The sequence below is a fragment of the Terrisporobacter muris genome (genome assembly GCF_024621905.1).
GTDB classification, from domain to species: domain Bacteria; phylum Bacillota; class Clostridia; order Peptostreptococcales; family Peptostreptococcaceae; genus Terrisporobacter; species Terrisporobacter muris.
Genome location: NZ_JANKBY010000071.1, coordinates 1 through 13,475 on the forward strand (window position 1 = coordinate 1; position 13,475 = coordinate 13,475).

The following is a 13,475-nucleotide window of genomic DNA, read 5'->3' on the forward strand; positions in this document are numbered from 1 at the left end:
TCCATATTTAGCGTATCCAATCTTATAAAAATAATTATAGTAAATTGCCCACAAAACAATCACTAAAACAGTAATCATATTGTAAGCATAGACTTCTTCCATATGAAATAACCTAGTTAGTTTTGCTATAATATAAATTAATAACAAAAAAATATAAAATATCATTTTACTCTTATGACTATTTTCTTTTCTATAAGTTAATATACCATTCAATATGATAAAAGGCGTAAATATAGATAAAATTAATAATAACTCAGACATAATATTTAACATATCTCATCACCAATAAATCTTAAAAACTTTTCTTTAACTTCTTTATATCTATATCTGCTAACAGGTATCTCTTCTCCACTATCTAATATGGCTGTGTTTAATTTTATATTTTCCACATAAGTTAAATTAACTAAAAAGCTTTTATGACACCTTACAAACTTGTCTAAATTTAAGTCCTTTTCAATTTTTTCTAGACTATACCTTACATCAAAATCCTTATTTATTGTATGTATTATCATTTCCTTTTTTTGAACTTCTATATATGTTATTTCATTTGAGTAAATCTTATAAGTATTAGACTTATTCTTTATTAAAATATAGTGATTTTTATTTTTTTCAATTTCATTAATGCAAGCTGATAAATGTTTGTTTAATTCTTCTAATTCTATAGGTTTCAACAAATATCTATAAGCCCTTACCTCATACCCCTCTTGTACATAATCTATTAGAGATGTTAGAAAGATTATTTCCATTTTATTATCTACTTCTCTTATTTTTCTCGCTGTATCCATTCCATTTAATTTACCCATTTGTATATCAAGAAGTAATATATCTATATCTTTAAAATTAGCTTGCAGCAATTCTTCTCCTGAGCTATATTTTTCTATTTCATATTCTATTTTTAATATATTATGAAGATACTCTTCTATTAGTAGCTGTATCTCTTTTTCATCATCACAAATTGCTATCCTAATCATAAACTCCTCCTTATGTTATATTTCATGTTTTACACTTTTTAAGATCTTTAATTATATATATCCGATACCTTAGGATAACACTTTTAATTTATTTTTATCAATACTCAATTTAAGTATGTAAAAAAACCTCATCAAAAATTGATGAGGTTTTTTATTATCGAATATATAATTTACTAAGCTTTAAATATTGTATTACCTTCTTTTACAGTTTCTAATACTTTTATAGTCTCTAGTTCTTCTGATGCTATAGCCAATGGATTTTTATCAACTATAACGAAGTCAGCTAATTTGCCTACTTCTATAGAACCTTTTGTATCTTCTTCAAAATATTGATAAGCACCATTTATAGTTACAGCTTTTATAGCTTCCATAACTGATATTCTTTGGTGTTCTCCCAGTACTCTTCCTGACTCAGTTTTTCTATTAACCGCATTGTGTATTCCTAATATTTGATTTGGAATTTTTACTGGTGGATCTTGATGTAGAGTAAATAATATACCTTTTTCTAAAGCTGATCCTATAGGAGATATATTTTGAGCTCTTTCAGGACCAAATACTGATTCATAGTGATAATCTCCCCAGAATCTTACATGATCATTAAAGAATGTTGGTATAGCTCCAACCTCTTTAACTCTGTCTAATTGATCTATTCTTAAAGCTTGACAGTGAACCATAACTGGTCTTAACTCAGCTCCATGACCTGTTATATCCATTGCTTCTTTGTAACATCTTAAGAATTGTTCACAAGCTAAGTCTCCATTTGTATGAACGTGAACTTGTAAATTATTATTTATGCATTTAACAAAGTATTCTCTTACTACTTCGTCAGTTTGTGTTCCATATCCACTATAATCAGCTGCTTCACCTTCTGGAACCACATGATAAGGCTGACTTAACCAAGCAGTCTTTCCTTGTGGCGAACCATCTAACCATGTCTTAGCTCCAGCTAATTTGTAGTGACCTACGTATTCTCTTTTAGGTGTTCCTTCATTTTTCATCATGTTAAATGTTGAGAATTGAGTAGCAAGACCTACTATATCTATTATATTTTTTCCACCTTGAACACAAGCCATTAACATTTCATTGTAATGATTACCTTCATCAACAGATGCATCTTGAGTCGTAGTTACACCTAATGATGCATATAAATTTTGTGCTTTAACTATAGCATCTAAAACTTGTTGGAATGTTGGAGCTGGACAAATTTTCTTTTTCTCAGGATCCATTATAGCGTTTTCTTCTAAAATACCATTTGCTTCTCTAGAACCTTCTACAGTTCTTACCACTCCACCTTCTGGTACTTCATAATCAGTTCCACCATATCCATACATATCTAAAGCTAATGAATTCATTACAGCTATATGTCCTGATGCATGAGATATCATAACTGGAATATCAGTTGATACTTCGTCTAAATCAAATTTAGTTGGATGTTCTTTATCAGGGAATTTAGAGTTATCATACCCAAATCCTATTATCCATTGTCCTTCTGGTATATCTGTAGTTTCTTTATAATGTTTTAATGATGCTAATAATTCTTCCTTAGATGAAACTTGTCCTAAAGAAGCTATTAATAAAACTTGAGACATTGCAACTATATGACCATGAGGATCAATAAATCCTGGAAGTATTGTTTTTCCTTCTAAATCAACATTTGTTGTCTTATCATCTGCTAAACCAAGAACTTCTTCTTTAGTTCCTACAGCTTTTATTTGACCATTTTCTACTAACATAGCTTCAACTACAGATTCTTTCTTATCTACAGTTATTATGTTCCCATTAAAATAAATTTTTTTAGTCATCTTAATTCTCCTATTGTCTTCTCTGAAAATTTTATATTGCTCAACTAAGAGATTAATGCACCTAAAATTTATCGTCAATATGATATTTTCTAATTCTGATACTTCATTCAACAAATTCAACATTATTATTCAATGCTTGTTCACTTAATAACATAACTTATATTTTATTAGAAAACTCTTCATTTATAATAGAAGCATAAGTTAGTTCCTTATTTAAGATTTCTAGTATTTCTTCTTTATCACTTACTATAATATCTCTATCGTCTTCCCATATAGTTTTATAGAACTCATCACACATAGCTTTAAATTCTTTATCTTTAATTATGGCATAATCACTAATATTATCTTCATGATCAGTTTGTATTAATTTTATATTTTTAGATAAATACAAGGATGGATTTTTATAGTCTTTAAAATATTCTATAAAATCTCCATCAACTAACTTTACTTCAATGTTCTCTGAGTTAATTATTATATTGTTAAGATAATTTATATGTCGTTTCCTTTGCTCAAAAGTTAATTCTATAGGAGTATTAAAAAAGCTAATTTTACCTGATGACATATATCTTTTAAGTTCTGATGCATATATTAAGACTTTGACTTTAGACTTATAAGTTATATTTTGTAAAACTATATTTATTTTGCTCAATTCTTCTAAAACTTCTTTATCCTTAAATATAGATTCAGCAACTTCTATATATAAATCAGGCGGCATAAATATCTCACTCATGGAACCAATAAGCCATCTTAAATCTTGAGTCATAAAGTATTGCGTATAAGTTTTTTCTTTTATTATATCTATTAATAGCTTTTTCTCAAATATTAGACTTCCTTGCTTTTTCAATATACTTTCTAAACTATAATACATATCTTCAATAATACTCTTGTCTCTTGACATAGTTGAAAGTAAACAAGACTTATCTTTTGTAAAATTAGTAGCAAATAATACATAATCTTTTACTACAGAAATAATAGTTCCATAGCCTACTTCACAATTGTAAACCTCAAAATTCATACTTGGATACATGGATATCATATTAATAAGCATAATAGTATTAAAAACTATGTCTTCATTATCTCCATCAAATCCAATTAAAATCTTAGCTTTTGCATCAATATCCTCTCTCTTATTGTATAAATATTCCTTAATATCAGCTATACTTATTTTATCACTTTGACCTATTTTGTTTAAATTAATAGATACTATTAAATTTAATGTATTTGACTTGCTTATGTACTTCTCTATGTCCCTATCTAAATACTGTTTCCTCAGCTTAGGATTAACATGAATTATACCATTACAATCTTCTTCTCTATAAACCTCTTTACTTTGAATAGGTATACTCTTTTGTGATGTGTAAATATAAGCTTCTTTTAAAAGCTCACCTAAACAATCCTCTAAATCTTTTCTTATGTCTATATTTTTCTCTATTTCAAAATACTCTTTCAAATCATTAGTAGTTTCTTCCGTAAGTGAATTAGTTATAAACGTAGATGTAATTTCACAAATCTCATTTATATTTTTAGGAATAGGTAAGTTTTTTCCACTGGTCCATTTACTTATATAGGAAACATCATATCCCAATTCTCTTGCCAATGCTGTCTTTTTTTGTTTTGAAAAGTATAATAATTTCTCTAATAAATACCCAAATGTTATATTCTTCAATTAGTTGCACCTCCATTATATGTCTTCATAAATTAATGATCTTATTAACTATGCTTTTAATCACAATCGTAGTAATTAAATATATTTATATTTTTCAAGTATAAATTATACCCTTTGAATGAACTTTGAATTCTTTGAATCTTTTTGTTCAATTCATTGATTTATTGAATTTTCATTCAATAAATCTATTTTACACTAATATATCACTTTAATGTGAATCGATTTTCATATTCAGTAAAAAAAATAGTCACTAAGTTTTTTATACTTAGTAACTACTTTTCCTTTAATATGCCACTATCTCTTTAATTATAAATTCTTTTCCACTTAACAATTCCCAAACTTTGCTATCACAATAAGGACATACTCCATTGTATTCTTTTATGTTAAAAACTTTATTGCAACTTTTACACATACCGTTGCCTGGCATAACTTCTATTTCCAGCTTCGTATCTTGTAGTATGGTATTATCTACTGCTACTGGATAACAGCTTTCTATATATTTAGGAATCATGGAAGATAATTCTCCAATTTGCAATACTAATTTCTCTATCTTAGTTAAGTTATTTTCCACTGCAACATTTTCTACAGTTTTTACAACTTCTATTACTACTCCTAGTTCATGCAATTTCTTCACCTACTCTCATTGCATGTATTTTCTTAATTAATCTTCTTTTACAAATACATCTTTAACTTTTTTAGCTATTATTCTACCCTTACGCTTAATAGTAGTTTTTACTACAACTGGTTTTACTTTTTCATATTCTACACCTTCACAGTCATAAGCTCTAACTAATGATATGGCGTCAAATTTACACTTAGTAGTACATTGACCACAACCAACACACATAAATTCATTTACAACTGTAGCTCCACATCCTAAACATCTTTCAGTTTCTTTTTTCATTTGTTCTTCTGTAAATGTAAGACGAACATCTTTAAAAGCATCTTTATTTTCATGATCATGCTTAACACTTTGTCTTGGTGTATTGTCATATCCTTCTATTTGTAAAGCATTTTTATCAAATTCATGATAGTCTTTTCTATCACGGCCATTTACTAAACTTTGTCCTGGTTGAACAAATCTATGAATAGATATGGCACCTTCTTTACCTGCTGCTATGGCATCTATGGCAAATCTTGGCCCAGTGTAAGAATCTCCTCCAACAAATATATCTGGCTCATCAGTTTGATAAGTAAATCCATCAGCTTTAACTGTATTATTAGGATTTAATTCAACTTTGCTTCCTTCTAATATTGTTCCCCAGTCTATACTTTGACCAACTGATATTAAAACATAGTCTGCATCTACAACTTTTACATCATTATCATCAAATTTTGGTGAGAATTTTCCACTCTCATCAAATACAGATAAACATTTTCTAAATTCTACTCCTGTTACTCTTCCATTTGAACTTAATATACGTGTTGGACCCCAAGAGTTATTTATTACTATATTTTCTTCTAATGCTTCTTCTATTTCTTCTTCTAATGCTGGCATTTGTTCTCTATTTTCTAAACAGAACATATTAACAGTATTTGCGCCTACTCTTGTAGCATTTCTGGCAACATCTATTGCAACGTTTCCTCCACCTATTACTACAACATTTCCATTTAATTTAACATCTTCACCTAGATTAACATCACGAACAAATTCTACGCCAGGAATAACACCTTTAGCATATTCCCCTTCGATGCCTAATTTTCTACCTGCTTGAGCACCTATTGCTATATAAAATGCCTCATATCCTTCACTTCTTAGTTGATCTAGCGTTATATCTTTACCAACTTCCACACCAGTTTTGAATTCAACACCCATTTCTCTAAGTATTTCTATTTCAGCATTAACTACCTCTTTTTCCAATCTGAAAGAAGGAATACCTAGTGTTAACATTCCACCAAGTGCTTCTTGTTTTTCAAATACAGTTACTTTGTAACCATCTATGCTTAAGTAATATGCACAAGAAAGTCCTGCTGGTCCCCCACCAACTATGGCAATTTTTTTACCATATTCATGTCTTTTCTTAGGTACAAACCTATTATCTGCATTTAAATCTTGCTCTGCTATAAATTTCTTTATTTCATCTATTGCTATTGGTGAATCTATATCTCCTCTAGTACAAGCAGATTCACATTTTCTAGGACAAATACGTCCACATATTGCTGGGAATGGATTTTCCTTTTTAATTAACTCTAAAGCTTCTTTGTATCTTCCTTGTGAAGCAAGTTTGATATATCCTTGAACAGCTATATGAGCTGGACATGCTGTCTTACAAGGACTCGTTCCACTTTCTACAACATCTTCTCTATTAGTTCTATATTCAGGGTTCCATTTCTCTGGCCCCCACTCAGTATTTCGAGGATTAGACTTCATTTCTATTTTTTCAACTACTGGCTTACTAGAACATAGTTTTTGTCCCAATTTTAAAGCATTAGTTGGGCAGTTTACTACACATTCACCACAAGCAACACATTTATCTTTATCAACTTTTGATACATAGTTTGAACGACTCATATCTGCATTATTAAACATTGTTGTTGTTCTAAGTGCAAAACATGAACATCCACAGCAGTTACAAATTGCATGAGTTTTTCCCGAACCATCTAAATTAGGTATTTGATGCATTAAACCATTTTCTTCAGCTCTTTTTATTATATCAAAAGCTTCTTCTCTAGTTATTTCACGACCTCTTCCAGTCCTTATATAATACTCAGCTGCGTGACCAAGTTGGATACACATATCTTCTTTTAAGTGGCCGCATCCTTCTCCCATAATTTCTCTAGAAGTACGACAAGAACAATTAGATACTGAAAATATATCATTGTCATTTAAGTATTTTGATACTTCTTCATATGATGCTCTTCTTGTTTCTCCATCTATGGCAGTTTCTATTGGTATAACTCTCATAAGTCCCACACCTGTTGGGAATCCGCCTATAGAGTTAGGTCCATTTTCTAAACCATAATCATTGAAAGCTTTTGCTATTTGAGGATATTTTTTCACGTTTTCTTTGTGGTTTACCATCATTTCCATAATCCCTGGCACCCAAGTTTCATACCAGAAAGTATCCACTCCATCTATTTCATTAACAAAAACTACCCCTATATCAGCTAGCTCTAATAGTAATTCGCTGCATCTTTCCACACTTTTATTACACAAAGGTGCTACTTCCTTAGCCGTTGTCTTTGTTCTAATTTTCATACATAGTAAAACTTCTGCCATTTCATCTGTAACCACTGGCTCTAATATTCTATATCTTGCATCATTTTCTCCAAACCACCCTCTAGATCCTGGCTTATTTCTACTTACTTGATTTGCAAATTGTAGCACTTTTTCTTTAACTGCCATATTTTACTTCCCCCCGATTAATTATTTTATTTATTAAAGTTTGCTATTTCTCCTCTTATCCAACTAATCCACTCCTCTACTCCCTCACCTGTTTTAGCAGAGTACGGTATAACTTTAATGTTTGGATTTAATTTTTTAATATATTCTTTTACCAAATCTAAATCAAAATCAAAATAATCAATTGCATCTATTTTGTTGATTAATACTACATCAACTATTGAAAACATTAATGGGTATTTTAATGGTTTATCATGTCCTTCTGGCACGCTCAAAATCATTGCATTTTTAGTAGAACCTGTATCAAATTCTGCTGGACATACTAAATTACCCACATTTTCTAAAATAACAAAATCCACATCTTCTGTTCCAAGTTCAACTAAACCTTGTTTTGTCATATCTGCATCTAAATGACACATGCCACCAGTATGAAGTTGTATAACCTTTGCTCCTGTTTTTGAAACAGTTGTAGCATCAACATCTGAATCTATGTCTGCTTCCATTACCCCTATTCTCATTTCATCTTTCAAAGCTTCAATTGTTCTTAAAACAGTTGTAGTTTTGCCTGAACCTGGAGAAGACATTAAATTTAATAAAAAAGTTTTTTCTTTTTTTAAATCTTCTCTAAGCAAATCTGCTTGTTTGTCGTTACTTTTGAAAACGCTTTCTTTTATCTCAACAACTTTATATTTTTTCATAAGTCCACCCCATTACGTTCGTTATATTTTTAACGTTTTTATATGCAGAATCAAATTCACCGAATCTAATTCTGTAATTAGAATATATCATAGGCTTACATATTTTGTAAACAAACACTTAATAGATTTATTATTTTTTATGTTTTATTATTCTACTGGCATATATCTCGATTATTTTGTGCTATACTAGATAATCATAGAATTATTCTATTAATTTTACAGTACTACAAAGAGGTATTACATATGAATAAACTAACAGATAGACAAAAACAAGCCATTGCTACTAAACTTAGGATAACAAAAATAGCATCTGAACTTTTTAAATTAAATGGATTTGATAGTGTTAAAATTCAAGATATTTGTGAAGCTGCCGGTATTTCAGTTGGTGCTTTTTATCATCATTTCAAATCAAAAATGGAAATAATTAATATAGCTTATGAACAAGTTGATATTCTTTTGATGGATAGATTTGAAGTAAGGGAATTCTCTTCAAATCTTGATAAATTGTTATTTTTAATGGGTGAAGGTGCTGATATGATGGAGGAACTTGGATGGGTATTTGTAGGAGAAATTTATAAACACTTAATTTCCCTAGAAGGAAAATACTCTACTAATCCCGATCGTCATATTACACTATTGGTTAAGGACATAGTTGAAGATGCATTGAATGCTGGAGAATTAGACAATTCCATATCTTCAGCAGATTTAACTCTGATAATCATGAGAATTTCTAGGGGAGCTATATTTGACTGGTGTCTTTTCCAAGGTAGCTATAATCTAAAATCTAGAATTACTTTTGATTTAAACTTAATACTTTCAAATTTCAAATCTAAAAATTCAGATTAATAAAGTCGCTAATAAAGCGGCTTTTTTTATTTATTTCACAAAATTTTCTAATTTTTTTCCGATAATTTTTTAACGGTATTTGTGTTGATATTTCAATATATTGACATTATTTTTACAATACCTAAAATATTATCAGAATATTTAAACTCAAATATTTTTCTTGTTTTTTATAATTTGGTGGTGCTAATATTAAAGTGATTTTATAACTTATAAAATTTAATCATCTTAATCACTGGGGGAATAGGAATATGTTTTTATTTGAAGCACAGCCAATAATCAACTGGCTAATGTTATTATTAGTATTTACAGCACTTATGTTACTTAATGAATTCAGTCGTCGCTGGAAATGGGCAGGATTTCTATGTTTTTTGGTTTTACCTTTATTTTTAACTTTTTTCGTATGGCCTAAAACTGCAAAAGGAACAAGCGTTGGAACTTGGTTTCACTATGCAAAGGTTTACTCAGCTTTAGCTGGATGTATGGGATTTTGGCTAATGCGCTATGTAAAGGGTGCTACTAATCACAAGTGGGTTTTATGTTTTCCACCTTTAATCCTTGCAATTAACATTATGGAAGCTGTAATGCGTGATTTCCAAATCGGAAACTTGGGTTACACTGCACAAATTTTTGAAAAAATGATGGTAACTAGTGGTTCTTGGAATTATATGAATGGTATTGCTGGAATTTTAAATATTATCACAATCACTGGTTGGCTTGGAATTTGTATTAGCAAGAAGAAAAGCAAGGATATGTTATGGCCAGATATGTGTTGGTTTTGGATAATAGCTTATGATCTTTGGAACTTTGCATATACTTACAACTGTTTAGGTGATCATGCTTGGTACTGTGGTATAGCTTTATTATTTGCTCCAACTGTATGTGCTTTCTTATTTGGAAAAGGTGCTTGGTTGCAACATCGTGCTCATACTCTTGCATTTTGGGTAATGTTTGCCATGACTGTACCATCATTTATTAATCAATCACAATTTGCAGTTAAAGCATCACAAAATACAACTGCTCTATTCATAGTAAGTTTAATTTCTTTACTTGCTAACATAGCAGTATTTGTTTATATGATTTATAAAGCTAGAAAAACTAATAAAAATCCATATAAAGATGAGCTTTATTCTGATTTAGATTGTTATAAAGAAGTAAAAGCCTTATCATAAAAAATTCGCTTCGCTTAAGCCACCGCGTGGGCGCTCAACTTCATATCTCCAACGGCTTAGCCCGTTAACAAAGTTGGAAATTAAAAATTTAAGCCACTTATTGTTTTAAATGATTTTGTAATATCTTGTTTCGTAAAAGCTTTTACATTATTTTAATAAACAATAAGTGGCTTTTTGCAACTCAAATTATTTTTATTTCTTTTTTATTGATAACAATTCAATCATTTTACCTCTTATAAATTATAAATTAAAATCAACATAAAAATTATTTTCCATGTTTTTTTCTATTATTTCCTTATTTAAATTAATCCAACTTTTACACTTATCTAAAATTAGTGCATCGCTACTTATAACATTTTCTAATTTTTCTAATGTTGCATCCACATTGCTTATATTAAAAACTTCAACTTCAAAAGAAAAGTTTTTTAATAATTCTTCTATCTTTTTCTTTAAATTTCCCGAGTTGGATACAGGAGAGTCTAGATAAAAATTTGCCTTTTTAATTTTATTTTTTTCTAAAACTGACCCAATATTTAGTATTGCATCTTTCGTTTTATCTATAATACCATATGTCCCTCTTAGTCCTGCTAAATCCCTATATGTACCATCCATGCATTTAACCAACAAAGAATTAGATAAAGCTACTTCCAAAGTTATTATAGTATTAAAACCATCAATATTTACTATGCTATTTTCAATATTTATATTAACCTCTTTATCTTTTCTAATTTTAATATTTTTCTCAGAAGAAATACCTCTGGTTAAAGCCAGTCTTTGCCTTTCGGATAATAAGTAATGATTTCCCACAAATACTGATGCTCCTTTTATCTTGTATCCATGATTCAATAAATAATATAAGTCTTTTCCTGCATTATAGAGATTATCTAGATTATTATCAATAAATTCTTTTTGGTCACTAGGAAAATAACCCCTTCTAACAACTTTGCACATAATTTACACTCCAGTATTTAAATTTATCAATTATAGTTTTACCAATATTGAATATTTTCATTAAAAAAGCGCTAGTATTTCTACTAGCGCACTATGGAATTATATTTAGGATTTTAAAAATGGTGTATTATAAAATTTGTTTAAATTTTTCTTTGTTTTCATTGTAGCTGATAATATTTTTATCATAACTTTTATTATTTATTCTAACACTTGATATTTTATTAATCAAAATAAGCATATACTCTTCATTTAAACAATATAAACATAAACCTTCTTTTCTTAAAACAAAAGATATTGGATAAACTTCTAAATTTTCACTACCAACTTCTATATTTATAAAGGATTTATTATCAATGGCTTTATTAATTTCTTTGCAGACTATATTTTTACTATCAAATTTTTCTTCAAATAAATCCATTACAAATCTTTGTTCCAGATTTTTTAAAAGTTTAGAACATCTTTCTCTGTCTACAGATTTAAATTTATCAATTAAAAGAGATTCACTTATCGTTTCACTTATATTTTCACCTATATATAGTGCTAACAATAGAGAGTCATAATCACTACGTCTCAATATATGTTTTGCAATTATATAGTTTTTATCTATTTCTACTCCACCACTTGGACCTCTATAAATTAATACAGGTATCCCCAAAACTGATAATTTATCCAAGTCCCTTCGTATGGTTTTCGTAGATACATTAAAGCGTTCAGCTAGCTCTTTAACTGTCACTTTGGAATTACTTTTCAATAGATAAAATACAAGATCTAATAATCTCATTATTTTTCACTTCCAAGTTACTTATTATTTTTTAACCAAGTTATAGCACTGTATGCATGTATAGCTGCACCTGTTGGTAGTATATCCTCGTTGAATACTACTTTTTGGTTATGCATTGGCTCTCCAAATTCTGGATTTTCATTTTTAGCTCCAGCACCTAATATGATATAAAGACTTGGGACTTCATATGAGTAAGAAGCGAAGTCTTCAGAACCCATTCCACCTGATTCAAACAGCATAACAGCTTGTTCGCCTACTATATCTTTAATATATCCAGTGATTTCATGAGCTAAATCATTGTTATTAGTTAATGGTGGAACTGAAGATAATTCTATAAGTTCTGCTTCACCCCTAAATATTTTAGCTGTAGAAGTGACTATTTCATTCATTCTACCAATTACGAAATCTCCCATTTCTTTATCTAGATATCTGAAGGTACCTTCCATAACAACTTCACCTGGTATTATGTTTGGGGCATCTCCTCCAACGAATTTACCTATTGTTATGACTGCTGGCTTAACAGCTGGTATTTCTCTTACTAGTATAGTTTGAAGGCCTGAATATATGTGGTGAGCTATATTTATTGGGTCAACACCAGTTTCAGGCATAGCTCCATGACATCCAGTTCCTTTTACAACTATTCTAAATCTAAAACATCCACCGATACTTGTACCTAAACCACATACTACTAAGTTTGAAGGTGTACCAGAGTTTACATGCATCGCCATAGCAGCATCAACATCTGGATTTTTAAGTACTCCAGCTCCTATCATTTTCTTAGCACCAGTAAATCCTTCTTCATCTGGTTGGAATACTAGTTTAACAGTACCTTCTATTAAGTCTTGGTTTTGTTTAAGTAACTTTGCTGCACCTAAAAGCATTGCTGTATGCATATCATGTCCACATGAGTGCATAGCTCCATTAGTTGCTTTAAAGTCACAATTAGTAGCTTCTTCCATTGGTAGTGCATCCATATCAGCCCTTAATAAGAAAGTTTTTCCTGGTTTATTTCCTTTTATAGTAGCAACTATGCCACTTTCACATATTTCTTCAGGTTCATATCCCATTTCTCTTAGCTTACCTATTACAAAAGCTTTTGTTTTTGGTAACTTGGCTCCAACTTCTGGATTGCTATGAATTTCTCTTCTTACAGCAATTATTTGTTCTTTAATTGATTCTGCTTGTTCCATAAATTTGTTCATAAATTTACCTCTTCGCATATTTAAATTTTATTAAAAATTTTATATA

At 29.6% G+C, this 13,475-nt stretch carries 11 protein-coding genes and 1 pseudogene; 2 read left to right on the plus strand and 10 right to left on the minus strand.

What is annotated here, in order from left to right; translation table 11 throughout:
• The 7 genes and pseudogenes from NSA58_RS07715 to hypB all read right to left on the minus strand — a co-directional run.
• Positions 1 to 273, minus strand: a pseudogene (locus NSA58_RS07715) (histidine kinase); the annotation flags it as partial.
• Positions 267 to 971, minus strand: coding sequence for a LytR/AlgR family response regulator transcription factor (locus NSA58_RS07720; RefSeq protein ID WP_074079253.1), 705 nt, complete (start codon positions 969 to 971; stop codon positions 267 to 269). The pseudogene NSA58_RS07715 and the gene NSA58_RS07720, both read right to left, overlap by 7 nt.
• A gap of 173 nt (positions 972 to 1,144) precedes the next feature.
• Positions 1,145 to 2,773, minus strand: a complete 1,629-nt coding sequence (locus NSA58_RS07725) for an amidohydrolase (protein ID WP_074079252.1) — start codon at positions 2,771 to 2,773, stop codon at positions 1,145 to 1,147.
• A gap of 157 nt (positions 2,774 to 2,930) precedes the next feature.
• Entirely contained in the window at positions 2,931 to 4,439 is a 1,509-nt protein-coding gene (locus NSA58_RS07730) for a hypothetical protein (RefSeq protein WP_074079251.1), read from the minus strand.
• Between the two features lie 283 nt (positions 4,440 to 4,722).
• The gene (locus tag NSA58_RS07735; RefSeq protein ID WP_039679486.1) at positions 4,723 to 5,064 is read right to left on the minus strand and encodes a hydrogenase maturation nickel metallochaperone HypA/HybF; all 342 of its coding nucleotides are present in this window, start codon (positions 5,062 to 5,064) and stop codon (positions 4,723 to 4,725) included.
• A gap of 36 nt (positions 5,065 to 5,100) precedes the next feature.
• Positions 5,101 to 7,785 (minus strand): FAD-dependent oxidoreductase, encoded by a 2,685-nt coding sequence (locus tag NSA58_RS07740; protein WP_039679487.1) that lies wholly within the window; start codon positions 7,783 to 7,785, stop codon positions 5,101 to 5,103.
• A gap of 26 nt (positions 7,786 to 7,811) precedes the next feature.
• Positions 7,812 to 8,480: a hydrogenase nickel incorporation protein HypB gene (hypB, locus tag NSA58_RS07745; RefSeq protein ID WP_039679488.1), complete on the minus strand. Its 669-nt coding sequence runs from the start codon at positions 8,478 to 8,480 to the stop codon at positions 7,812 to 7,814.
• A gap of 243 nt (positions 8,481 to 8,723) precedes the next feature.
• On the opposite strand from hypB, the gene NSA58_RS07750 reads away from it, so the two are divergent.
• Together NSA58_RS07750 and NSA58_RS07755 are read left to right on the plus strand one after the other, a co-directional pair.
• Entirely contained in the window at positions 8,724 to 9,326 is a 603-nt protein-coding gene (locus NSA58_RS07750) for a TetR/AcrR family transcriptional regulator (protein WP_074079249.1), read from the plus strand.
• Between the two features lie 248 nt (positions 9,327 to 9,574).
• A complete protein-coding gene (locus NSA58_RS07755; protein WP_257560352.1) occupies positions 9,575 to 10,495 on the plus strand; it encodes a DUF5692 family protein in 921 nt (306 codons plus the stop codon).
• Positions 10,496 to 10,735: 240 nt separating this feature from the next.
• Here NSA58_RS07755 and NSA58_RS07760 read toward each other — a convergent pair whose 3' ends face one another.
• The 3 genes from NSA58_RS07760 to NSA58_RS07770 form a co-directional block, all read right to left on the minus strand.
• Positions 10,736 to 11,446 (minus strand): DUF434 domain-containing protein, encoded by a 711-nt coding sequence (locus tag NSA58_RS07760; protein WP_074079248.1) that lies wholly within the window; start codon positions 11,444 to 11,446, stop codon positions 10,736 to 10,738.
• A 127-nt stretch (positions 11,447 to 11,573) separates the two neighbouring features.
• Entirely contained in the window at positions 11,574 to 12,227 is a 654-nt protein-coding gene (locus NSA58_RS07765) for a helix-turn-helix transcriptional regulator (protein ID WP_039681478.1), read from the minus strand.
• Between the two features lie 17 nt (positions 12,228 to 12,244).
• The gene (locus NSA58_RS07770) at positions 12,245 to 13,429 is read right to left on the minus strand and encodes a M20 metallopeptidase family protein (RefSeq protein ID WP_074079247.1); all 1,185 of its coding nucleotides are present in this window, start codon (positions 13,427 to 13,429) and stop codon (positions 12,245 to 12,247) included.
• Positions 13,430 to 13,475 lie beyond the last annotated feature (46 nt).

Coding starts and splice junctions, on each gene's coding strand:
- NSA58_RS07720 (WP_074079253.1), bottom strand. CDS start 971: ATGATTAGGATAGCAATTTGTGATGATGAAAAAGAGATACAGCTACTA.
- NSA58_RS07725 (WP_074079252.1), bottom strand. CDS start 2,773: ATGACTAAAAAAATTTATTTTAATGGGAACATAATAACTGTAGATAAG.
- NSA58_RS07740 (WP_039679487.1), bottom strand. CDS start 7,785: ATGGCAGTTAAAGAAAAAGTGCTACAATTTGCAAATCAAGTAAGTAGA.
- hypB (WP_039679488.1), bottom strand. CDS start 8,480: ATGAAAAAATATAAAGTTGTTGAGATAAAAGAAAGCGTTTTCAAAAGT.
- NSA58_RS07750 (WP_074079249.1), top strand. CDS start 8,724: ATGAATAAACTAACAGATAGACAAAAACAAGCCATTGCTACTAAACTT.
- NSA58_RS07755 (WP_257560352.1), top strand. CDS start 9,575: ATGTTTTTATTTGAAGCACAGCCAATAATCAACTGGCTAATGTTATTA.
- NSA58_RS07760 (WP_074079248.1), bottom strand. CDS start 11,446: ATGTGCAAAGTTGTTAGAAGGGGTTATTTTCCTAGTGACCAAAAAGAA.
- NSA58_RS07765 (WP_039681478.1), bottom strand. CDS start 12,227: ATGAGATTATTAGATCTTGTATTTTATCTATTGAAAAGTAATTCCAAA.
- NSA58_RS07770 (WP_074079247.1), bottom strand. CDS start 13,429: ATGAACAAATTTATGGAACAAGCAGAATCAATTAAAGAACAAATAATT.